General features: G+C 41.1%; 19 protein-coding genes. 10 read left to right on the forward strand and 9 right to left on the reverse strand.

The genetic code is table 11. The features are described 5' to 3' along the window. Window positions 1–84: 84 nt before the first annotated feature. The gene (locus KSX81_RS08715) at window positions 85–1,065 is read right to left on the reverse strand and encodes an ROK family protein (RefSeq protein WP_004307000.1); all 981 of its coding nucleotides are present in this window, start codon (window positions 1,063–1,065) and stop codon (window positions 85–87) included. Between the two features lie 179 nt (window positions 1,066–1,244). Here KSX81_RS08715 and KSX81_RS08720 point away from each other — a divergent pair, with 179 nt between their 5' ends. The 6 genes from KSX81_RS08720 (at window position 1,245) to msrB (ending at window position 8,139) form a co-directional block, all read left to right on the forward strand. Beyond that, on the forward strand, window positions 1,245–1,961 hold the full coding sequence (locus KSX81_RS08720) for an ABC transporter ATP-binding protein (protein WP_004296202.1): 717 nt from the start codon (window positions 1,245–1,247) through the stop codon (window positions 1,959–1,961). A 30-nt stretch (window positions 1,962–1,991) separates the two neighbouring features. Then, a complete protein-coding gene (locus KSX81_RS08725; RefSeq protein WP_004296203.1) occupies window positions 1,992–3,251 on the forward strand; it encodes an ABC transporter permease in 1,260 nt (419 codons plus the stop codon). Between the two features lie 4 nt (window positions 3,252–3,255). Then, window positions 3,256–4,497 carry an ABC transporter permease gene (locus KSX81_RS08730; protein ID WP_004296204.1) on the forward strand — a complete coding sequence of 414 codons (1,242 nt, stop codon included), beginning with the start codon at window positions 3,256–3,258 and terminating at the stop codon, window positions 4,495–4,497. A gap of 80 nt (window positions 4,498–4,577) precedes the next feature. Then, window positions 4,578–5,678 carry an efflux RND transporter periplasmic adaptor subunit gene (locus tag KSX81_RS08735; protein WP_004296205.1) on the forward strand — a complete coding sequence of 367 codons (1,101 nt, stop codon included), beginning with the start codon at window positions 4,578–4,580 and terminating at the stop codon, window positions 5,676–5,678. Between the two features lie 9 nt (window positions 5,679–5,687). Further along, on the forward strand, window positions 5,688–7,025 hold the full coding sequence (locus KSX81_RS08740; protein ID WP_004296206.1) for a TolC family protein: 1,338 nt from the start codon (window positions 5,688–5,690) through the stop codon (window positions 7,023–7,025). An 85-nt stretch (window positions 7,026–7,110) separates the two neighbouring features. After that, entirely contained in the window at window positions 7,111–8,139 is a 1,029-nt protein-coding gene (gene msrB / locus KSX81_RS08745) for a peptide-methionine (R)-S-oxide reductase MsrB (protein WP_004296207.1), read from the forward strand. A 138-nt stretch (window positions 8,140–8,277) separates the two neighbouring features. Here msrB and KSX81_RS08750 read toward each other — a convergent pair whose 3' ends face one another. Continuing rightward, complete coding sequence (locus KSX81_RS08750; protein ID WP_004296208.1) at window positions 8,278–8,793, reverse strand: DUF3836 domain-containing protein; 516 nt, start codon at window positions 8,791–8,793, stop codon at window positions 8,278–8,280. Window positions 8,794–9,153: 360 nt separating this feature from the next. Between KSX81_RS08750 and KSX81_RS08755 the strand changes: the two genes are divergently transcribed. After that, window positions 9,154–11,103: a transglycosylase domain-containing protein gene (locus tag KSX81_RS08755; protein ID WP_004296211.1), complete on the forward strand. Its 1,950-nt coding sequence runs from the start codon at window positions 9,154–9,156 to the stop codon at window positions 11,101–11,103. A gap of 30 nt (window positions 11,104–11,133) precedes the next feature. Here the strand turns inward: KSX81_RS08755 and KSX81_RS08760 are convergent, their stop codons facing one another. From KSX81_RS08760 to KSX81_RS08775, 4 genes are all read right to left on the reverse strand, one after another. After that, window positions 11,134–12,480 carry a hypothetical protein gene (locus KSX81_RS08760; RefSeq protein ID WP_004323269.1) on the reverse strand — a complete coding sequence of 449 codons (1,347 nt, stop codon included), beginning with the start codon at window positions 12,478–12,480 and terminating at the stop codon, window positions 11,134–11,136. Between the two features lie 14 nt (window positions 12,481–12,494). Beyond that, window positions 12,495–13,178, reverse strand: coding sequence for a DUF4476 domain-containing protein (locus KSX81_RS08765; protein ID WP_004306992.1), 684 nt, complete (start codon window positions 13,176–13,178; stop codon window positions 12,495–12,497). 26 nt (window positions 13,179–13,204) lie between these two features. Further along, entirely contained in the window at window positions 13,205–13,876 is a 672-nt protein-coding gene (locus KSX81_RS08770) for a DUF4476 domain-containing protein (protein ID WP_004296215.1), read from the reverse strand. A gap of 116 nt (window positions 13,877–13,992) precedes the next feature. Beyond that, window positions 13,993–14,832, reverse strand: a complete 840-nt coding sequence (locus KSX81_RS08775; protein WP_004296216.1) for a S1 RNA-binding domain-containing protein — start codon at window positions 14,830–14,832, stop codon at window positions 13,993–13,995. A 185-nt stretch (window positions 14,833–15,017) separates the two neighbouring features. On the opposite strand from KSX81_RS08775, the gene KSX81_RS08780 reads away from it, so the two are divergent. Next, window positions 15,018–16,019, forward strand: a complete 1,002-nt coding sequence (locus tag KSX81_RS08780; protein ID WP_004296217.1) for a malate dehydrogenase — start codon at window positions 15,018–15,020, stop codon at window positions 16,017–16,019. Between the two features lie 289 nt (window positions 16,020–16,308). On the opposite strand, the gene KSX81_RS08785 is transcribed toward KSX81_RS08780, so the two are convergent. The 3 genes from KSX81_RS08785 to KSX81_RS08795 form a co-directional block, all read right to left on the reverse strand. Then, window positions 16,309–16,731, reverse strand: a complete 423-nt coding sequence (locus tag KSX81_RS08785) for a Fur family transcriptional regulator (RefSeq protein WP_004296218.1) — start codon at window positions 16,729–16,731, stop codon at window positions 16,309–16,311. A gap of 7 nt (window positions 16,732–16,738) precedes the next feature. Beyond that, a complete protein-coding gene (locus KSX81_RS08790; protein ID WP_004311956.1) occupies window positions 16,739–18,685 on the reverse strand; it encodes a heavy metal translocating P-type ATPase in 1,947 nt (648 codons plus the stop codon). A 66-nt stretch (window positions 18,686–18,751) separates the two neighbouring features. After that, window positions 18,752–19,387 carry a porin family protein gene (locus KSX81_RS08795; RefSeq protein ID WP_004296220.1) on the reverse strand — a complete coding sequence of 212 codons (636 nt, stop codon included), beginning with the start codon at window positions 19,385–19,387 and terminating at the stop codon, window positions 18,752–18,754. A 2,044-nt stretch (window positions 19,388–21,431) separates the two neighbouring features. Here KSX81_RS08795 and KSX81_RS08800 point away from each other — a divergent pair. Further along, on the forward strand, window positions 21,432–22,004 hold the full coding sequence (locus KSX81_RS08800) for an RNA polymerase sigma factor (RefSeq protein ID WP_004296222.1): 573 nt from the start codon (window positions 21,432–21,434) through the stop codon (window positions 22,002–22,004). A 120-nt stretch (window positions 22,005–22,124) separates the two neighbouring features. Next, window positions 22,125–23,207: a FecR family protein gene (locus tag KSX81_RS08805; RefSeq protein ID WP_004296223.1), complete on the forward strand. Its 1,083-nt coding sequence runs from the start codon at window positions 22,125–22,127 to the stop codon at window positions 23,205–23,207. Window positions 23,208–23,232 lie beyond the last annotated feature (25 nt).

The following is a 23,232-nucleotide window of genomic DNA, read 5'->3' on the forward strand; positions in this document are numbered from 1 at the left end:
CACGTCAGAAAGGACTAAATAAAACAAAGCCCCGAAAGTCATAAACTCCCGAGGCTTCATTACCTTTATTATAATAATGAAATGTTATTCTTTCAAATCTTTCAGTTCCCAAGCCAATGCACTGGCGCCCAGTACAGCAGCATCAGAATCCTTCAATTCGGAAACGAGCAGTTTAGTCTTGCCTTTATAGATATTCAGGATATTATCATCAATTGATTTCTGAATTGGTTTCATGATATAGTCACCGGACTTAGCCAAACCACCAAACAATACAATTGCTTCAGGGCTGGAGAATGCAATAGCATCTGCCAGTGCTTCACCCAAGATGTTACCTGTAAAGTTAAAGATTTCCTGTGCCAGTTTATCACCTTGTACAGCTGCATCATACACATCTTTTGAAGTGATGTTTTCTGCAGGAATGTTACGAAGCAAGCTAGCATCCGTACGGGCAGCAAGGAATTCGCGAGCTGTGCGAGCTACACCGGTAGCCGAACAGTAAGTTTCCAGACATCCCTTACGGCCACAACCGCAAAGACGACCATCGCGACGGGCGATAACGTGTCCCAATTCACCTGCAAAACCGTCATGACCATACACCATCTGACCGTTGATAACGATACCGCTACCCACACCAGTACCCAGTGTAATCATGATAAAGTCTTTCATACCACGGGCAGCACCGTAAGTCATTTCACCGATAGCAGCAGCGTTTGCGTCGTTTGTCAAAGCAGTGGGGATACCCAGTCTTTCTTCAAACATGGCAGCCAACGGAAGAATTCCCTTCCAAGGCAGGTTCGGAGCAAATTCAATCGTTCCCGTGTAGTAGTTGCCATTCGGAGCACCGATACCAATACCTCTGATTTTATCAACACCACCATTAGCAATAATCAATGGAAGCAGACTTTTACACACTTCATCAGCGTATTCTTCTACTGTAGGGTAACCAGATGTTTTGATTGAACTGCTGGCAATAATAGTTCCGCGTGCGTCTACAATTCCAAAGACGGTATTCGTTCCGCCTATGTCAATACCTACTACGTAGGGTTTTTCCATGTTTGAATTCATGATACTTTTATTTAAAAGGGTTAGTTAATCATTAAGTTTACTGCACACAAATTACGTAAAGAAGATTGAGTCTACAAAATGTTTTTTGAAAAAAGTTCAACCTGTTTGCAACTTTTCGTATCTTTCGCACGTCTAATAGTAGAAAATTATCAGAAAACAGAAACTAAATAAAGAAAATTGTGATACAACTAACGAATATCAACAAGACCTACAACAACGGAGCGCCTCTCCATGTACTTAAAGGTATCAATCTCAACATTGAACAGGGAGAATTTGTTTCTATCATGGGAGCATCCGGGTCTGGGAAATCAACTTTACTCAACATATTGGGAATCCTCGACAACTACGATACCGGAGATTATTACCTGAACAACGTACTTATCAAGAACTTGAGCGAAACCAAAGCTGCCGAATACCGGAACCGTATGATCGGATTTATCTTCCAGTCATTCAATCTGATTTCCTTTAAAGATGCCGTAGAGAATGTAGCACTTCCTTTATTTTACCAGGGAATAAGTCGCAAAAAACGAAATGCGCTTGCCTTGGAATATCTCGACCGCCTGGGTTTAAAAGACTGGGCACATCACATGCCGAACGAAATGAGTGGCGGTCAGAAACAACGTGTAGCCATTGCACGAGCTTTAATCACCCAACCACAAATCATTCTGGCAGATGAACCAACAGGAGCTTTAGATAGCAAAACTTCTGTGGAAGTGATGCAGATTCTGAAAGATCTTCATAAACTGGGAATGACGATTGTCGTTGTCACCCACGAAAGTGGAGTCGCCAACCAGACAGACAAGATTATACATATCAAAGATGGAATCATCGAACGTATTGAAGATAATATCGACCATGACGCTTCTCCTTTCGGAAAAGACGGTATCATGAAATAATCTAAAATCCACCACTATACAAACATTATCATGATTGACATCTGGCAAGAAATATATAGTACCATCAAACGCAACAAGCTAAGAACTTTTCTCACAGGATTTGCCGTGGCATGGGGAATCTTTATGCTTATCGTCCTACTAGGTGCAGGCAACGGACTGATCCACGCATTCGAGCAATCGGCTTCCGAACGTGCCATGAACTCCATCAAGATTTTTCCGGGATGGACCAGTAAATCATACGACGGACTGAAAGAAGGAAGACGGGTGCAACTGGACAATAAAGACATGGATGCTACCAGTCATTATTTCCCGAATCATGTCATCAAGGCCGGAGCAACCGTGTGGCAGGGAGGCGTTAATCTTAGTTTCGGACAAGAATACGTCAGCCTGAACCTTTCCGGCGTATATCCCAATCATACAGAGGTAGAAGTCGTGAAGCTTTTCGAAGGACGTTTTATCAATGAAATCGATATCAAGAAACGCCGGAAAGTTATTGTGCTTCATAAGAAAACAGCAGAAATCCTTTTTAACAAGACTCATACCGAGCCAATCGGACAGTTTGTCAACGCCGGAAATGTGGTTTATCAGGTAGTAGGTCTTTATAATGATAAAGGAGATAGCGGAGACAGCGATGCCTACATTCCTTTTACCACTCTGCAAACGATTTATAATAAAGGAGACAAACTGAATAACCTGGTCATGACTACCAAAAATCTGGAAACAGTAGAGGCCAATGAGGCTTTTGAAGCCCATTACCGCAAAGTATTGGGAGCCAACCATCGGTTTGACCCAACGGACCACAGTGCTATCTGGATATGGAACCGGTTTACCAACTATCTGCAACAGCAGAAAGGTTCGGGCATGCTGCGTATCGCCATCTGGGTAATCGGCATCTTTACGTTACTTAGCGGAATCGTTGGAGTTTCCAACATCATGCTGATTACCGTCAAAGAACGTACCCGCGAGTTTGGTATTCGTAAGGCTTTGGGAGCCAAACCGCTTTCCATTCTCTGGTTGATTATCGTAGAGAGCGTCACCATCACCACCATATTCGGATATATCGGCATGGTAGCCGGTATCGGAGTGACCGAATGGATGAACAGCGCTTTCGGCAATCAGACCATGGACACCGGAATGTGGACGGAAACCGTTTTCCTGAATCCGACAGTAGATATAAGAATCGCCATACAGGCTACACTCACATTAATAATAGCTGGTACGTTAGCCGGATTATTCCCTGCCCGAAAAGCAGTTAGCATCCGACCGATCGAAGCACTTAGAGCAGATTAAGACTATGAGAATAGACATGGATACCTGTGAGGAAATCCTCATTACCATTACAAGAAATAAAACGAGAAGCCTGCTGACTGCATTCGGTGTTTTCTGGGGAATCTTTATGCTCGTAGCCCTTATCGGCGGCGGGCAAGGATTGGAGGACATGATGAAAAAGAACTTTGAAGGATTTGCCACCAATTCTGGTTTCCTTGTCTCGCAAAGAACGGGCGAGGCTTACAAAGGCTTCCGCAAAGGGAGATGGTGGAATCTGGAATCTACCGACATTGACCGTCTTCGCTCCCAAGTGAAAGAGGTGGAGATCATTACTCCGTCCGTAGCCCGTTGGGGTTCCAAAGCCGTATACGAAGATAAGAAATATGATTGTAGCGTGAAAGGATTGTATCCGGATTATCTCCACATTGAATCACAGGAAATGGCATACGGCAGGTTCATCAATGAGGTGGATATAAAGGAAGCACGCAAAGTATGTGTCATCGGAAAACGAATTTATGAAAGTCTTTTCAAACCGGGAGAAGACCCGTGTGGCAAATATGTAAGAGTAGATGGCATTTATTATCAAGTGATTGGCATGTCTTCTTCCGAAGGGGACATGAATATACAGGGACGGGCTTCGGAGGCCGTCACTCTTCCTTTCACTACGATGCAGCAAACATATAATCTGGGAGGACGAATTGATGTGATCTGTTTCACTGCGAAGCATGGAGTCAAAGTGTCTGAAATACAACCCAAAATGGAACAGGTCATTAAAGCCGCACATTATATCTCCCCGGATGACAAACAGGCTGTTATGTGCCTGAATGCCGAAGCTATGTTCTCTATGGTCGATAACCTGTTTACCGGTATCAACATACTTGTTTGGATGGTAGGATTGGGAACTTTGCTGGCAGGTGCCATCGGAGTATCCAATATTATGATGGTGACCGTTAAAGAACGTACCACTGAAATCGGTATCCGCCGGGCGATCGGTGCACGACCGAAAGATATTCTGCAACAAATTCTATCAGAGAGTATGGTACTTACCACCATTGCAGGAATGTGTGGAATATCCTTTGCCGTCATGGTGTTGCAACTTGTAGAGATGGGAGCCAACGCTGACGGAGGGGACACCCGTTTTCAAGTTACTTTCGGACTGGCAATCGGTACTTGTGCCCTTCTAATCGCACTGGGAATGTTGGCAGGTCTGGCACCTGCTTACCGGGCCATGGCTATCAAACCGATTGAGGCGATTCGGGATGAATAAGGAAGTGGAACAGTTATCTGGATATGTGAGGAGTTTAGTTTCAATCATCAATCGTAAATAATAAAATTATAAATAAAATCATGAAAAAGTATCTGAAAATCACATTATTGGTAGTCATTGCTATCATTCTTGTCGGAACATTCGTATTCCTTTATCAGAAATCCAAGCCTAAGGTAATCACTTACGAAACAGTTAGACCGGAAATGACTGACCTCCAAAAAACTACAGTAGCTACCGGAAAGGTGGAACCGAGAGACGAAATTTTAATCAAACCGCAAATTTCGGGTATTATCGACGAAGTATATAAAGAAGCCGGACAAGCTGTAAGAAAAGGGGAAGTTATTGCCAAAGTAAAAGTAATCCCTGAACTCGGACAACTGAATTCTGCAGAAAGCCGTGTGCGCCTGGCAGAAATTAATGCAACCCAGGCAGAAACGGATTTCGCCCGTGTGAAGAAGTTGTATGACGGTCAGTTAATTAGCCGGGAGGAATACGAGAAAAGTGAAGTGGCTTTGAAACAGGCTCGCGAAGAGAGACAGACGGCCAAAGACAATCTGGAAATCGTAAAAGAAGGAATTACCAAAAACAGTGCCTCTTTCAGTAGCACGATGATTCGCTCTACCATTGACGGGTTAATCCTGGACGTACCTGTAAAAGCTGGTAATTCGGTGATTATGAGTAATACGTTCAATGATGGAACCACGATTGCTACGGTAGCCAACATGAACGATATGATTTTCCGCGGTAATATTGATGAAACAGAAGTGGGACGTATCCACGAACAAATGCCAATCAAGCTGACCATCGGAGCTTTACAAAATCTGACTTTCAATGCCATTCTGGAATATATCTCTCCGAAAGGGGTGGAAACCAATGGAGCCAACCAGTTTGAAATCAAGGCTGCGATTACCATTCCGGATTCTGTTCAGATTCGTTCCGGATATTCGGCTAATGCGGAAATCGTATTACAAAAAGCCAATCAGGTATTGGCAGTGCCCGAAAGCACTGTTGAATTTAGTGGTGACTCTACATTTGTGTACATCATGACAGATTCAGTGCCCGAACAAAAGTTCCAGCGTACACAGGTGACTGCCGGTATGAGTGATGGAATCAAGATAGAAATCAAGAAAGGGGTAACCGTTCAGGACAAAATACGTGGTGCAGAGAAAAAAGATAAATAATTGAATCCGATGAAAATAATTCGTAAAACCATATCAGCCCTTCTGCTTGCCGGAGTCGGAATCACCTCCATTCAGGCACAGAACAACTCTTCGCAAGCGTGGACGCTGCGGCAATGTATCGACTATGCCATTGAACATAATATAGAAATCCGTCAATCGGCCAATAATGTCGAAGCAGGCAAAGTGAGTGTAAACACTACTAAATGGGCACGCCTTCCGAATCTGAGCGGTAGTGCCAGCCAAAACTGGAGTTGGGGTCGTACCGCTTCTCCGATAGACAACTCGTATAGTGACATCAACAGCGCCAATACTAGTTTCAGCTTGGGAACAAACGTACCTATATTTACCGGTTTGCAATTGTCCAACCAATATTCACTTGCCAAACTGGATTTAAAAGCTGCTATAGAAGATTTGAATAAAGCCAGAGAGGATATTGCAATCAATGTCACTTCGGCTTATTTACAGGTTTTATTCAATCAAGAATTAAGTAAGATTGCTCATAATCAGGTCGATTTAAGCAAAGACCAGTTAAAACGTATTCAAGGTCTTCAGGGAGTGGGTAAGGCATCCTCTTCTGAAGTGGCCGAAGCACAAGCCCGTGTTGCACAGGATGAAATGACTGCTGTACAATCAGACAATACGTACAAACTGTCCTTACTGGATCTCACCCAACTCTTGGAATTACCCACGCCTGAAGGATTTGTACTCGAAAGCCCTAAGGAAGAATTAGAGTTCGAATCTCTCACTCCGCCGGATGACATATATACACAGGCGCTTACTTACAAACCAAGCATTAAGGCTGCAGAATATCGTTTACAAGGTAGTCTTAATAGTATTCGTATTGCCCAAAGTGCGTTTTATCCACAACTCTCTTTCAGTGCCGGTCTGGGAAGTAATTATTATACGGTTAGCGGAAGATCAGAGAGCAGCTTCGGCAGTCAGATGAAAAACAATCTGAATAAATATATAGGATTTAATTTGAGCGTGCCAATCTTCAACCGTTTTGCCACAAGAAACCGGGTACGCACCGCTCGTTTGCAACAAATAGATTTATCCTTGAAGTTGGATAACAGTAAAAAAATACTCTATAAAGAAATTCAGCAAGCCTGGTACAATGCTCTGGCAGCAGAAAGTAAATACAACTCCAGTGAAGTGGCAGTAAAAGCCAACGAAGAATCTTTCCGCCTGATGAGTGAGAAATTCAATAACGGCAAAGCTACCTTTGTGGAATACAATGAAGCCAAACTTAATCTGACGAAAGCTCTTTCGGATAAGTTGCAGGCAAAATATGACTACCTGTTCCGGACTAAAATTCTGGATTTCTACAAAGGACAGGTCATTGAATAAAAAAGAAATAAAATTGAGTTTAGTATAGTAGTTCCTTAAAACATATCCGTTGGTTCATTCGTTATTATAGAAAGAACTAACGGATATGAAGTATTTTATCGTCCTAGTGATTATAATGATTAGTAATACATTTTTAGGAGTTGCTAAACCAATGAAGAATCAAGCAGAAATCTATTTTGCGGGAGGATGTTTCTGGGGAACAGAACATTTCCTGAAACAAATTCGAGGAGTAGAAAGTACTCAGGTAGGATATGCCAACAGTAATGTTGCCAATCCGAGTTATGAACAGGTCTGTTCCGGAAAAACCAATGCTGCCGAAACAGTAAAGGTGGTTTATGATCCGAAAACGGTAGATTTGAATTTACTGCTCGATCTATATTTCAAGACAATAGATCCTACCAGCCTCAACCGGCAAGGTAATGACCGGGGAACACAGTATAGAACCGGAATTTATTATGTAGATAAAGAAGATCTCCCTGTCATCAAGCAGGCAATTCAATTATTATCCGCACAATATAAAACTCCTATTGTCCTAGAAGTAAAGCCATTGACTAATTTCTATCCGGCAGAGACTTACCACCAGGACTATCTGGATAAAAATCCGGGTGGATACTGCCATATCAATCCTGCTTTATTCGAAATGGCACGCAAAGCGAATGCGCCGAAAGCTAAAGTGTATCAAAAAGCGGATGATGCAACCCTTCGTAAGAAACTCTCGGCGGAACAATATGCCGTAACCCAAAAGAATGCCACCGAACCAGCTTTCCACAATGAATACTGGAATGAGCATCGTCCCGGCATTTATGTAGATATTACTACCGGAGAACCTCTGTTTGTTTCTACTGACAAGTTCGATTCAGGTTGCGGGTGGCCAAGCTTTTCCCAACCAATTCAAAAAGATCTGATCGCAGAAAAGAAAGATACTTCACACGGCATGATACGTACGGAAGTACGCAGTAAAACCGGAGATGCTCATTTGGGACACGTATTCACAGATGGGCCGAAAGAGAAAGGTGGATTACGTTATTGCATCAATAGCGCTTCACTTCGTTTTATCCCGAAAGATAAAATGAAAGAGGAAGGTTATGGAGAATATCTACCACTCGTTAAATAAATATTGAAGAGTTACAAAAGCTAATCATAACTGTTCATCAGATAAACAGAACGGTGGATTATCCCATAAGGAAATCCACCGTTTTTAATGTAGTTAAATTAAAAGAGAGAGAAGGAGTTTCACAACTCCGATTTATTTTTATCTGCTGGCAGTCAGCAGAGTTGCTTCATTAGTTGCCGGAACAGACACATTCATAGCCCAGCTGGAACCGGATTCTTCAATCCATTTATCATTCCATTTGTAGTTCATATAAGCAACCGGCATATTAGCGTCATTCAGTTCATAAACACTCTTTTCAACAGATGCGTCGTAAGCTCTGTGAGAGTCATTCCAACGTGCGTATACCAAAGTGATTTCATTAGATGAATAAGTATAATCAATCTTGAAGTACGGTATCCATTTTTCAATAGAAGCATCCCATTTGAAAGCTTCTTTGGAGGATATTCTCTTCTGATCGTCATAAGTAAAATCATATTTCATGTGGCGATAGAGAGAACCATCGAGTCTGTAAATCACTTTCGATACTACGAGATCATCTACTTTTTCTTCATTAGTAATGAAGTTATTACCCTGTGCCTTCACTGTTGCATTAGCGATTCCTGCAAATACCATAGCAACTAAAACGATCATTCTGAATAATACTGTAGTCTTCATAATTGTATATTTTTTATTTGTTCAACATTCTGTTTTTATTCTTCTGTTTATTAGACGGATCAAGCGTCTCAAACGGTTGCAACCTTCTGAAGTTTTTTTCATTTTTCTTCGTTGTCCGCTTGCGACTATAGAGATGCAACGAGCGTGCCAAAACGATAACTAACTAATAATCAAGGAAATCATAAAACAGAACGGTGTACGAAAACGAACAGTTGTACGCTTAAAAGCGAACAACTAACCATTTTTTTCGCATTTTCTTCTTTCTACTGATGAATATAACTCTAAAAATGGGAAAATACTCCGCTTGTTGCCCGAATTATTATCTACCTTTGCAGCGATTATCATATCAAGAAAAAGAAGATGGAAACGTCCAGCAAAAAAAGAATTATCATTCTATCGGCTACCAGTATCTTGCTTACCAGCCTTATTTGTCTCTTTGCATTCCGCAATGTCATTTTATGCCATATCGTTGACAAACGAGCTACACGTGCCGAACAAACATACGGTCTACAAATTCATTATCAGGAGTTACGAATGAAAGGCTACAATGAAGTGGCTTTACAAGGACTTTCTATTGTTCCCAACCAACGGGATACCCTCCTGACATTACAATCCGTCAATGTAAAACTAAGTTTTTGGGAATTGCTAAAAGGAGAAATCGAAGTACGGAATGTGCTTATGAATGGCCTTGCAATCAACTTCATCAAGCATGATAGCATAGCTAACTACGATTTCCTGTTCTTTAAACGGCAACAAGAAGCAGAACTCCAACCTGTCATAGAAAGTGACTATGCCAACCGTATTGACCGGATATTAAACCTCATTTACGGTTTCCTGCCTGAAAACGGGCAACTCAGGCAAATCAATATAACCGAACGTAAAGATAGTAATTTCGTTGCAGTCAACATTCCTTCTTTTATTATTGAGAACAATCATTTCCAATCAACCATTCAGATAAAAGAAGATACACTTCCTCAACAACTATGGGAAGCGACCGGCGAACTAAACAGAAGAGACTATACATTAAAAGCATCTCTCTTTGCCCCGGAAAAAAGAAAAATCTCACTACCTTATATTACCCGCCGTTTTGGAGCAGAAGTCACTTTCGACACCCTATCTTATAATATGACTAAAGATAAGCGTGCATCCAATCAACTGCTCCTCAAAGGAAAAGCGAGAGTGAACGGACTTGACGTATTTCATAAAGCTCTCTCTCCTGAAGTAATTCATCTCAATCGTGGACAACTCTGTTACGAGATGAACATAAGCGGGCACTCACTCGAGCTGGATAGCACGACCATTGTTGATTTCAACAAACTCCAGTTTCATCCTTATTTGCGAGCCGAGAAAGAGAAAGGAAACTGGCATTTCACTGCTGCGGTCAACAAATCCTGGTTTCCGGCAGATGATCTGTTCAGCTCTCTCCCCAAAGGATTATTCAGCAATCTGGAAGGCATCAAGACAAGTGGCGAGTTGACCTATCATTTTCTATTAGATATTGATTTTGCACAACTAGATAGTCTCAAACTGGAATCCGAACTGAAAGAGAAAGACTTCCGCATCACAAGCTATGGAGCCACTTCACTCTCCAAAATGTCCGGCGAGTTCATTTATACAGCTTATGAGAATGGAATACCGGTGCGGACTTTTCCTATTGGTCCCTCGTGCAAACACTTTACACCATTGGATAGCATTTCACCCATCCTAAGAATGTCCGTTATGCAAAGTGAAGACGGAGCATTCTTTTACCATCGCGGTTTCCTGCCCGACGCCCTACGGGAAGCATTGATTTACGACCTGCAAGTGAAACGCTTTGCACGTGGAGGAAGCACGATCACCATGCAACTCGTAAAGAATGTATTCCTGAACCGTAATAAGAACTTTGCACGTAAATTGGAAGAGGCATTGATTGTATGGCTAATAGAAAATGAAAGATTAACTTCTAAAGAACGCATGTACGAAGTATATCTGAACATTGTTGAATGGGGACCGCTCGTTTATGGTATTCAGGAAGCTTCTGCTTATTATTTCAATAAACGCCCTTCACAACTGAACACGGAAGAAAGTATTTTCCTGGCTTCCATTATCCCGAAGCCCAAGCATTTCCGCAGCTCTTTTGCTGAAGGCGGACAGTTAAAGGAGAATATGGAAGGCTATTATAAGTTGATAGCCAAGCGGCTTGCACAGAAAGGAGTAATAAGTGAAATCGAGGCGGATAGTATCCGCCCCGATATCCAAGTTACGGGCGCTGCCCGGAATAGTCTAGCCGGTGAAAACCCGGAGTCTAGTTCTCCTTCCGCTGAGGAGTAATGAGATTGATATAAATAATAAAGGAATAGGTTATCTTCTTGAACTGCTGCTGTTTCTTTCAGAGGAACGGGAAGAACTTTGAGTGCTATTGCTTCTCGTACTTCCGGAAGAAGAGCGTCTTTCTGTTTGTCCACTAGAAACATTGCTCCGGGTAGAGCTACCGCCGCTTCGAGTAGAGCTCGAGCTACCGCTACTCCGGTTAGAAGTGGTACTGCTGCTACGACTAGTAGTACTACCGCTACTGCGACTGGAGCTACTACGACTGGAACTACCGCGACTGGAACCGGAAGAGCTATTATTTCTCTCGGAACTGTTATTTCTATTATAGGAACCACTATCGTTTCGTTTACTTGAACTTTCTCTCGAACTGCTACTTGTTTTTCCACTTTCACGATTGGAGGAACTGGAACCAGTTGAACTTCCGCTTGTTGGTCTGCGATTAGAGCTTGAAGAACCGGAACCTGTTTCCGGACGACGACCAGAATTACGATCACTTTCTACTCTATTCGTATTCCCATTTTTATCAGGAGCAACATTGTTACCAGGTCTCCCACTTCCGGACGGTGTAGATGGTCTGACAGAAGTCGAAGGCCGATCTCCTCCAGATTCCGGACGGGGACGTGTTGACGTACCAGGTCTTGTTGTCGTTCCGGGACGAGTAGAAGTATCAGGACGAGTAGAGGTACTTGGGCGAGACGTACCAGGACGCGTTGTCGATGAACCCGGACGGGAAGAATTACCCGGACGTGTCGGTGCATTATGCGGACGAGTGGAAGTATTCGGACGGAACCGGACAGAACCGAAATCCGAACGACGATAAGAGTGGAATACTCGCTGATCTCTCACCCGATGCGGTGCAGAATAATGGTTGAAATTAGTATATCTGCCCCGATAATAACTCACATGGTGAAAGTGTGGACGATAATGTGCTCCACAATAAGTACGGTAATGGTAAGGCACACCAAAATAAAACAAACTGCGATTCGGGTAATTAACATAAACCCTGAAACTCCATTTCCCTCCGGTTACATAGATTGGCCGATAGAAATACTCGGCACCGAGGAACCGGCGATACTGTGCATCACTCAATATCCAGCGAAGATCGTCATTACGGATATCCAACGCTTCATAATAATCATCCAATGCCCATTCGTAACCACGTGCTACGTAATCCATGATATTACGGACAGAATAAATAAAGTCGTAATTAATTTCATACGCATCATTATATTGCTGTGTACTCAAGCTCAATTCATATGCCATCTTATCGGTAAGAAAACGCGTCTCCTTACGTACCTTGCTAGTGCTCATTCCAGCCATTACGGTCATATTGGCAGTCAGACCGACAGCAAAGAGTAAAAACAGTATTCGTTTCATAATTCAATCTCCTATCATTTATTATTCTGATGATATTCCTCAATAAACTTACGCATCTCATCTTTATATGCATTAGAAAATAAAATATCGATCACCTTATTAAAATTTCTTTTATCCCTTACATAAGGATACAGCTTCTTCATCATCTCCACCTGGTCAGGAGTATACGAAATCTCCTTCACTATTTTCACACATTGATTTGAAGTGACATCATACGTTCTCAACATCCGATCGACAAGCTTCTTCTGGTCTTCATTCATAACCGTTATTTTAAGCTTATTGATAAATTCATCAAACTCCGGATCAGTCATCAAACGAGCTTCTTCCACCTGTTCATGATTAGGAAAGACTTCAACGGTAGTGTTCACAGCAGGCGGTACTACAACGGAATGCATTGGTGCAGGTCTGCCATAACCTTTGAACGTATCCATACTAACCACCTCTCTATTTACAAACTGAACGATTATCGTCACAGGTTCCGAAGTAAGTACAGGCGTACCGTTATCACGATGGAATTCCCATTCTTCCATATCACCGTCAAAACGCCGGAAATCAGGTTTTCCTAAAACGGACTCTACCTGAGATTGAGTCATTCCCTGATATATACCCATCATCTGTTTGGTAGATACATAGCTGGTAAAACAGCCACTGACCAATATTCCCAACGCCAAACACAGCATAATATGTATCTTTTTCATAACCGTATCGTTTTTAGTTAATAGTATCAACGTTTACCGTACCCTATGATAAAATCCTTCATCTTTTCCTTGCTGGAGCTAAATGTCAGGGTATTAATCACCGTAAAGAAAGCTTCCTTATCTACAATCCGGGGATACATGATCTTCATAATCTCCATCCGGTCATCATCGAATGTATATAGTTTGGTCAGTTGGAGACATTGGGCAGATGTGAAATCAGAACCAGCCAATGCAGCATTGAGCAACTTCATACGGTCATCTTTAAAAGGCTCATTCTTCATCTCTTTATAAAACGTTTGGAAGAGCTGATCGTTCATCACCCTGTTGTAACCATATCCCGGACGATGTTCTCCCTGTTCGGGACGGCCGGGTCTTTCCGGGCGCATGTTATCACGTCCGTCTACCCATATTTCTGTCACTCCTCTCCCATCAAAATAAACGAGATCTTTATATAATTTTTCTCCTTTCCATACTCGCTCTCCCGCACGGGTAAAGCGGGTGGCAAACACTTCAACAGTATAATGTCCGGGATTTAAATTGGCTATAAAGCAGGTAGTAGTAGGTAAACATATCTGGTTCCCTCCCAGGTAAACAAGAATCGGAGTATTCCCGCCATCGATACGGATTCCGTTAACAGACTGCGCTTGTAAGGAGAGGGCAGCGAACAGGATACAGAAACTTATTATAATCTTACGCATAGCTTATCTAGTTTTTAATTATTTATATCTTTAATCTGATAGCACAAAAATAGGGTGAGGAAACTCCCCACCCCAATGATTCTCTCTATTCGTATGTAGGGAAATCCCTATTCTGTTTAGGAATCCGCCAAAGCAATGCCATCCTCATGCAAGGTAATCAGACGTTTCTTATACAAGTCGCCCACTCCTTTCTTAAAGGTTTTCTTGCTAACACCAAACGTGTCATAAATATCTTCCGCAGGACTTTTATCATTCAAGTTGATCCGTCCTCCATGCGCTTTGATATAGTCGAGCAGCGTTTTCGAAAAATCGTCAATCTTTTCAAAACCGGGTTTCTGAAGAATCAGGTCTACCTTACCATCTTCACGCACCTGTTTCACAAAAGCTTTCATCTCCATTCCTGTTTCCAACGGACAGAATATTTCATTTTCATACAGCAAACCGCTATACTTATTATCTATAATCGCTTTAAAGCCCAAATCCGTCTTCTGCCAGATAAGGATATTCACTTCTGCTTCCGGAGTATATTCCGGCTTTTCTTTCGACAGATAACGTTCCACCTTTGCTGAAGCCACAATACGATAACTCTCTTCATCCAAATGCGCATGGACCACATATTTCCGCCCAACCTGCATTTTCATCTTCTGCTCACTGAACGGAACGAACAGGTCTTTCATCAATCCCCAGTTCAGGAAAGCTCCGTATTGATTCACCCAGGAGACTTCCAGACAGGCGAACTGACCTACCTGCACCAACGGAGTCAGCGTCGTAGCAATCAGTCTTTCATCCATATCCAGATAAAGAAACACGTTCAAAAAATCTCCTATCTTACAGTCTTCGGGCACATAGCGGGTAGGCAACAAAATCTCACCTTCTTCCCCACCATCGAGATATACGCCGAAATCTACTTCTTTCACGACTTCAAGCTGATTGAACTTTCCTAATTCGATGCTCATATTCTTATCTATTTATTGTAATAAGACACAAAGATAATCTATTTTGAATAGATCTCTCAAACAGTCAGCCATAACTTTTCGTTATCGGGCAAAACTATTTGCAATGAACAATCTGCTTTCTAATATGTTAACTTTGTAGCGACAAAAAGAAAAAGTAAATTATTCACCTTTAAACATATAAACTTATGGAATTTCTAACCAACGAGAAACTTACGATTGTAGGAGCTGCCGGAATGATCGGCTCCAATATGGCACAAACAGCCATGATGATGAGACTCACTCCGAATATTTGCCTGTATGATCCATTTGCCCCGGCTCTGGAAGGAGTAGCTGAAGAATTGTATCACTGCGGTTTTGAAGGTGTCAACCTTACATTTACTTCCGATATCAAAGAAGCGCTGACAGGAGCTTCTTACATTGTCTCTTCCGGTGGAGCTGCCCGTAAAGCAGGTATGACCCGCGAAGATTTGCTGAAGGGAAATGCAGAAATTGCCGCTCAATTCGGTAAAGATGTTCATCAATATTGCCCGAACGTAAAACATATCGTTGTGATCTTTAATCCTGCAGACATCACCGGATTGATTACTTTGTTGTATTCAGGTTTGAAACCCTCTCAAGTTTCTACACTGGCTGCCTTGGACAGCACCCGTCTGCAAAACGAACTGGTGAAATTCTTCCATATCCCGGCTTCCGACATTCAGAATTGCCGTACGTATGGTGGTCATGGCGAACAAATGGCTGTATTCGCATCTACAACCAAAATAAAAGGAGAGCCTTTGACCGATTTCATCGGCACTACCCGTCTTCCATTGGCAGATTGGGAAGCACTGAAAGTACGTGTCATCCAGGGTGGTAAGCATATTATCGACCTGCGCGGTCGTTCTTCTTTCCAAAGCCCGGCTTATCTTTCTATCGAAATGATTGCCGCTGCTATGGGTGGACAACCTTTCCGCTGGCCTGCCGGAACGTATGTTTCTAACAGTAAGTTCGACCATATCATGATGGCGATGGAAACTTCAATAACTAAAGACGGCGTCACTTATAAAGAAGTAGCCGGAACTCCTGCCGAACAGGAAGAATTGGAAAAAAGCTACGAGCATTTATGCAAACTTCGTGATGAAGTGATTGAAATGGGGATCATCCCAGCTATTAAAGACTGGCACGCATTGAATCCCAATATTGACTAATCAAACAATATTAGCAAAAAGCCGAAAAAGAGAAAATACATCTCTTTTTCGGCTTTTATTCCAATTACTTACATATCACATATACCCCCCACTTAGTCTATAAATCTTTCAAGACTCCAATTCAAATGACTATGCAAAGTTGGGGATAATTCGTCAATTAAAAAAATAGACAAAATGGGGAAAGTACCTAAACTGAAGTTACAGGTACTCAAAGTGCGAAATATAGTGATTATCCTATCCAAATTAGTGAATGGAATAAAACTGCGCATCGAAGTTTATAAAATATCTGTCATTTTTGAGAAGTACATTCGGAACAAACTCCTTTTAGTACATAGTTTATACTATGCAAAGTAAATCCTTTAGGCAAATCAATCACCGGGATATGTGTACCTTCCAGGCAGAATGTACGATGACATTTCTCACAATAAAAATGCGAATGTAAATCCTGTACCACACAATTGCAGGAGTTGTCGCAAACGGCATACTTCAACGAGCCGCTCCCATCGTCTATGCTATGTATGAGGTGATGAGACAAGAAGAGAGCGATGGTACGGGATATAGTCGATTTATCGACTGTATCGAGCAGTGTTTCCAAATCGAGCAATGACACCGCACGCTCTGCCTGCATCATCGCTTTTATCACCAGAAGCCTTATGGCAGTTGGCTTGATACCTCTTCTATCCAACTTATCCAAATAAATATCTTCTTCCATCTTTCTCCTATTTTATCATTTTCTGTATTCTGACAGCATTCATAATGGCAAGTAGCGCAACACCCACATCTGCAAAGACAGCTTCCCAAAGAGTAGCAATTCCACCGGCTCCCAAAATCAATACAAGTAATTTCACTCCAAATGCCAGTGATACATTCTGCCAAATAATTCTTCGTGTCAGTTTTCCTACTTTGATAGCTTCGGCTACCTTCGACGGCTGGTCTGTCTGTATCACGACATCGGCTGTTTCAATAGCCGCATCACTACCCAGTCCTCCCATAGCAATGCCAACATGACTTAGAGCGAGCACCGGTGCATCGTTCATTCCATCACCGACAAATGCGATCCGGTTTGCCTCATCCTGCCGCAGCTCTTCCAGATGATTCACTTTTCCTTCCGGCAACAGGTCACCATAAGCTTTCGATATACCGAGCTTTTCTGCAAAGTTAGTAACAATACTCTGTTTATCACCGGATAGTATCTGGATGTTTTCAATATTTAAAGCTTTTAAATTGTCAATAGCTACCTTTGCGTCCTCTTTCAGGGCATCAGCCAGCAGCAGATAACCTGCATAACGGTTTCCAACAGCACAGACCACGATGGTATCCGTTATTTCCAGCAGTTCTTTTGGATAGGATATATCAAACTTAGACAGTAACCGGCAATTACCGACCAGAACCATAGCCCCGTCTATCGTTGCTTCCAAACCATAGCCGGCAAATTCTTTTGTACCGGTAACAGCTACACATTCAATGTTTTGTTCTTTCGCATAATTCACAACAGCCTTGGCAATCGGATGAGTACTATCACTTTCTACCGAAGCAACCAGTTTCACTAATTCTTCTTCCGAAACCTCGCCTGCACTTTTACAGGCCTGTACTTCAAAGGTTCCTTTTGTCAGGGTTCCAGTTTTATCGAATACCACTGTATTGATCTTAGTGATAGCATCCAGATAATTACCACCCTTGAATAAAATTCCCAACCGGGATGCCGCTCCAATTCCCCCAAAGTAGCCCAACGGAATACTAACCACCAACGCACAGGGACACGAAATCACCAGAAAGACCAAAGCTCTGTATAGCCAATCATTAAATGCAAATACAAATGGAGGATTAATAAGTGAATAAACAAATGGACACAAAACAATTAACACTGCAAGCGCTATAACAATAGGTGTATAAATGCGCGCAAACTTACGAATAAACAATTCAGCCGGAGCCTTACGTTCGGAAGCATTCTGAACAAGTTCCAATATTCGGGCAAGTGCACTCTTATCAAAAGGTCTCGTTACCTCGAGCCGGATAACCTTATCGGTTACAATCATTCCGGCAAGTACTTCTTCACCTTTCCGAATATTACGAGGAACGCTTTCACCTGTTAATGCGGCTGTATTGAAGGCAGCCACTTCATTCTGCATAGTTCCATCCAATGGCACCCGTTCGCCTGCCTTTATTTCTATGATTTCACCGACTTTTATCTTTTTAGGGCTTTCAATAACAAGATTGCCTTCCCGGAGCACTAATGCTTTCTCGGGTCTTACATCCAATAAGGCTCCAATATTACGTTTGGCTTTATCTACCGCTTTATCCTGAAACAGTTCTCCTACTGTATAGAATAACATCACGGCTACTCCTTCCGGATATTCACCAATATAGAAAGCTCCCAAAGTAGCTATAATCATTAGAGTGAACTCACTGAAATAGTCTTTTTCCCTGATACTTTCCCAGGCTTCTTTCATCACTGGAATTCCTACCGGAAGATAGGCCACGATATACCATATCAAGGCAACAGATCCTTCACGGAAGAATGCTAAATCGAGAGCATTCATAATTATTCCACTTGTCAGAAGCAGGAGAGAGAATATCACTTTCCCATATTCATGGAATACCGAAACCTTTGCATCAACCTTTTTTTCTGCTGCGCATGAATGAGCGCCACAACTACAATGTCCCATAACATTCATCATTTAGTTGATGCAAAGGTAGCAAATGATTCATGCAACAAAGTTGCAAAATCGGTTTCAGAACATATATCCCAACGAGATCATCAGGTTTCTGTTCTTCATTCCGAGATCTTTTGCCACTTCAACGAGTCCAAAATCATAACTAATGGCCACCTGATATTTCTTGCTGAACTCAACGCCTGCTTTCAACCCAAGACCAAAGTCGAACCGTTTCAGACCATCATCTCCAAATATATCTTCGGAGGCTGAATTACCGTCCAAGCCCGCTATATCCGCAATATCACCATCCACCTTCGCTTTCATCTTTCCAAACAAACCAACAGCAACATAAGGTCCTACACTTCCAAATAGCGCAAAGTCATCATTGACTGCATATTTATACCCAACACGCACCGGTACTTCCAAATAATACGGATTGAATGTCAGACTCGCCACTGATCCTCCGTCAATCTTAGCGCCTTTCAATGTCAGCAATGCAGCGAAATCCATATATGCGCCACTGCCATTCGCATCCTGCGACAATCCGACCTCTGCTTTAACTCCTGCGTGAAAACCTATCCTGCTGTCAAACCCTGTAATGGTGTATTTGCTAACATTCATACCTGCCATCACACCCCATTTCAGGTTGTCTTGAGCATTGATACTCACTACGCTTATCGCTACTAAAGCGAACAATAACAAGACCTTTTTCATACGAATAAATAATTTAATTATTGTTTAGAAATTATGTGAGGCAAAAATAACAATAATTCGCATAACTCCGAGAGATTTAGTAAAAATATAAAAAATAAACGATATGAATCTTATGAGGTATAGTCATAGCAAGAGAACCGGACTATTTCAAACGATTTTACGAGATATAGAACAAAAACACTCTGTACAGAGAAAAAACAAAGAATGAAAGACTGTATAACTTAATTAATTGTTATCTTTGCACAATCAGTCGTAGCGCGACTGTATTGTTTGTTTTAAGAAAAAAAGCGTTTAGCTGATTTCTGTGCCAGAGAAAAGTCGAAAATTCCAAACACACAGAGAAGCAGATAGATGCTCCTTGCAATATGCGGGGAGTGTTTCCTGTTTGTGTGTTTAGGGCTTCGACTCCCTCTCTGGCGGATAGGCAAATGCTCTCCGCTTTTTTTGTGCCTATAAATTTGCAATAGATACAAACGACAAATTAGTAATAATCACAAAGGCAAGTCAATTCGGGTGGAGCGGCACCCGAACGACTACAGAGTCGAAAACGTAACATTTAGATGTTACTACTTGCCTTTGAAAATATAAGAGACAGAGGCTAGCTACACCTGCAAGGGGAACAAATGGATTCATCCAGGAGTTCCCCTCTATTTTTGTGAAGATGTGTACTATTGGAAAGACAGATATTAGGTCTACATATAAATTTGATGATTCTTATTGTCAACCAAAGCTTTTCCCAAATAATATAATGATTATCATCGGTTTACATGCTGACAATAAGCCATGGCAATAGCCTGACAATAAAAAAATTAGAACTTTTATTGTCAGCCTGTTCTTTGATCCCTTTGGGGCAAGGTTATGGGATTCATTCCAATATGTCGATATACTCTAACTTAATTCCCAGCTTGATCCATGTTATAAACTACTGAAGACTATCATTGTCTACAGTAACAATACCATCGACATAAAAAACACATACGCTTTATAAAATGAGTATGCCCCTGTTAAATGAATGCTACATAACCGGTATCTTTCACTTACCAAGCAGGTATTGTTCCACTAAAGCACTGGTATCTTTAGTGGAACAATACTGATACCCTAGAGGAACTATACTGGCGTGTTAACGGAACTATATAGGTATATTAATGAAAAGATATCACTTTGGAAAGCTGTTATAAAAATGCGGCATTACTTCGAAACATGTTCATAAAGCTATTGTTTATCAGGTTATTAAAAGGATCATAAGAGATAAAAATAAGGCTGACAGTAAAAGTAGATATATTTTATTATCAGCCTATTATCAGCATCTATTGTCAGGTGATATAGCATTGATATTCATATACTTAAATACTATTCTGACAGTTTGACAATAAAACAGGTACAAATCAATAGAAACGATCATAAAGTTTTTAATTGGGAAAAGCAAAGAATTTATAAAAAGAAAGAAAAAGTTTGCTGTTCCCTTCAGAATAAACATCTTTGTAACCGTGGTTACAGTAACCTCAGTTACTAATATAATTCACTGACTATGAGGTTTTATAATAGAGAGGAAGAACTGAAAAAACTGAAAGAGCTAAAATGAAAAAAGACCTTCTCCTTACAGTTTTATTCCTCTCACTAATATATTTACCCAGCGATCTAAAGCTCTTTCCATCAAATTTAACGAAGAACCGAATAACACAAAAGCATCCTATAGCTTACAACATACATATATTCATCTAACATTCAAATATTTATATTAATAGAGTATATTCCACCCAAGACAATATATCAAAATAATCTTTCATATACAATATAAATCTGCAACGTATAAAAGTAATTTAATGACAGGATAAAAAAGAAAAGATTAAGTTTTATCATTTTTCACAGAACAAACATGACCGTAACAAAGAAAACATACTGCAATAAAAGCCTTTTACAATTCTTTTACTATCATAGAGTTAGGTTACGGGAAAATCTCCGGATAAACCTTGTTTCGAGAAGTTTTTTTGTTACTTTTGCCGCAAACTAATATATTTCAGTGCAACGGGAATCTTATTATAATATGAAAGACATCACCTTATGGAACATCATGTTGAAAGGTGACACAAAGCCATTAGAGGTATTGTATAAGAGACATTACGAGCTTCTATTGAATTTTGGACTCAAATATGTTTCAGATGAAGAATTTGTTAAAGATTGCATTCAGGATCTTTTCGTGAAACTTTGCAGCAGCACCCGTTTGTCTCCCACCGATTATGTGCGTTCCTATCTGCTGACTTCTTTGAAAAACCTTATATTCGATAAACTTTCATCTTTAAAATCCACCGAAGATATCAATGCGCTTCCCTTCGACTTAACGATAGAAGACACCTCACTGGAAGTCTTATTTAAGGATAATGATGAGGATATACAAATGATTAAAAATCTGCAAGAGGCTTATAAACAACTGTCCGAGAATCAACGGATGGCGATTTATCTTCGTTACATTAAAGGCTTATCCTATAGAGAAGTTGCAGCTGTCCTGGAGATTAATCCTCAATCTGCCATGAATTTAGTATCCCGCACACTGACGAGCCTTCGCTCTAAAATGACCTTGAAAGAATATCTCTTTTTCCTTCCTTTTTTTCTTTCTTAAATGCTACTATTTCCTTTGTCCGGTTCACCCAATTTGCTGAAGAAATCTTTTTCTGCAAAATAATGAAAGAAAAGTGAGTAGACTTTTTCTTTTCTCCCGTTTTAAATATAAAAGCAAAAAATGGAAGGCAAGAAAGCAAATATACATCAGGTGATACGCAAAGTAATTCTACATGTTCGGAAACAGGAGAGAAATGTCTCAACGACCGAACTGGATGAATCATGGAGACTTATCGAAAAACAAATCCATGCAACCAAAAAGAAAAAGTTGCATCAACGATTACTTTATGCGGCAACTTATTCATCAGTTGCCGCAATCCTGCTATGTATGTTTTGGCTGGGTAAACAGTTCATCTCTTATTACCATGCAGATGACAGCGCATTAGTCGATTTCGCATTGAAAATGCAGGCAGCCCCATTACAAGAAGATATTCTATTGTTGATACCGGGAGAAAAGAATATAGAAGTGAGTGATACCGATGCAAATATCATTTATTCGCAGAATGGTTTAGTGGTGGTCAACTCTGATACAGTCAATCAGATTCAGCCACAAAAGAAGAAGCCCGAATTCAACCAGCTGATAACCCCTAAAGGGAAAAGAACTCAATTGACTTTACCAGACGGAACTCATCTATGGGTGAATTCAGGAACACGGGTGATTTATCCAACTCATTTTGAAAGAGACCAGCGTGAAATTTATGTTGAAGGAGAAGTGTTCCTCGATGTACGCCGCAATGAAAAAGCCCCCTTCATAGTAAGAACTAAAGATTTTCAAGTACAGGTATTAGGTACTTCATTCAATATATCGGCATATTCATCGGAGAAAACGTCTTCCGTGGTGTTGGTGGAAGGAAGTGTGAATATAAAAAGCCACAATCAGCAACAGGTCAAACTCGCTCCGGGACAGCTGGTTAACATTCATAGCGACCAACTGGACACTCCTCAAAATGTAGATGTTGAGCCTTATATCTGTTGGATAAAGAATATCCTAATGTACACAGACGATTCTTTGGATAAGGTCTTTAGAAAATTAAATCTATACTATGGCAAAGAATTCGTATTGGATACGGAGGTGGAGAGAATGCAGGTTTCCGGAAAGCTGGATTTAAAAGATAAACTTGAAGACGTCTTACATACTATATCTTATTCTGCACCCATAGAATATAAAGAAGTGGGTGATAAAATATATGTGAGGAAGAAATAAGTATAGATCATTTATTGTTAAACCT

It is taken from the genome of Bacteroides sp. MSK.18.37 (genome assembly GCF_019129155.2).
Classification (GTDB): domain Bacteria; phylum Bacteroidota; class Bacteroidia; order Bacteroidales; family Bacteroidaceae; genus Bacteroides; species Bacteroides ovatus.

Coding starts and splice junctions, on each gene's coding strand:
- KSX81_RS08805 (WP_004296223.1), top strand. CDS start 22,125: ATGGAAGGCAAGAAAGCAAATATACATCAGGTGATACGCAAAGTAATT.
- KSX81_RS08750 (WP_004296208.1), bottom strand. CDS start 8,793: ATGAAGACTACAGTATTATTCAGAATGATCGTTTTAGTTGCTATGGTA.
- KSX81_RS08795 (WP_004296220.1), bottom strand. CDS start 19,387: ATGAAAAAGGTCTTGTTATTGTTCGCTTTAGTAGCGATAAGCGTAGTG.
- KSX81_RS08800 (WP_004296222.1), top strand. CDS start 21,432: ATGAAAGACATCACCTTATGGAACATCATGTTGAAAGGTGACACAAAG.
- KSX81_RS08785 (WP_004296218.1), bottom strand. CDS start 16,731: ATGGAAGAAGATATTTATTTGGATAAGTTGGATAGAAGAGGTATCAAG.
- KSX81_RS08765 (WP_004306992.1), bottom strand. CDS start 13,178: ATGAAAAAGATACATATTATGCTGTGTTTGGCGTTGGGAATATTGGTC.
- KSX81_RS08790 (WP_004311956.1), bottom strand. CDS start 18,685: ATGGGACATTGTAGTTGTGGCGCTCATTCATGCGCAGCAGAAAAAAAG.
- KSX81_RS08775 (WP_004296216.1), bottom strand. CDS start 14,832: ATGAGCATCGAATTAGGAAAGTTCAATCAGCTTGAAGTCGTGAAAGAA.
- KSX81_RS08735 (WP_004296205.1), top strand. CDS start 4,578: ATGAAAAAGTATCTGAAAATCACATTATTGGTAGTCATTGCTATCATT.
- KSX81_RS08725 (WP_004296203.1), top strand. CDS start 1,992: ATGATTGACATCTGGCAAGAAATATATAGTACCATCAAACGCAACAAG.
- KSX81_RS08755 (WP_004296211.1), top strand. CDS start 9,154: ATGGAAACGTCCAGCAAAAAAAGAATTATCATTCTATCGGCTACCAGT.
- msrB (WP_004296207.1), top strand. CDS start 7,111: ATGAAGTATTTTATCGTCCTAGTGATTATAATGATTAGTAATACATTT.
- KSX81_RS08730 (WP_004296204.1), top strand. CDS start 3,256: ATGAGAATAGACATGGATACCTGTGAGGAAATCCTCATTACCATTACA.
- KSX81_RS08760 (WP_004323269.1), bottom strand. CDS start 12,480: ATGAAACGAATACTGTTTTTACTCTTTGCTGTCGGTCTGACTGCCAAT.
- KSX81_RS08740 (WP_004296206.1), top strand. CDS start 5,688: ATGAAAATAATTCGTAAAACCATATCAGCCCTTCTGCTTGCCGGAGTC.
- KSX81_RS08715 (WP_004307000.1), bottom strand. CDS start 1,065: ATGAATTCAAACATGGAAAAACCCTACGTAGTAGGTATTGACATAGGC.
- KSX81_RS08770 (WP_004296215.1), bottom strand. CDS start 13,876: ATGCGTAAGATTATAATAAGTTTCTGTATCCTGTTCGCTGCCCTCTCC.
- KSX81_RS08780 (WP_004296217.1), top strand. CDS start 15,018: ATGGAATTTCTAACCAACGAGAAACTTACGATTGTAGGAGCTGCCGGA.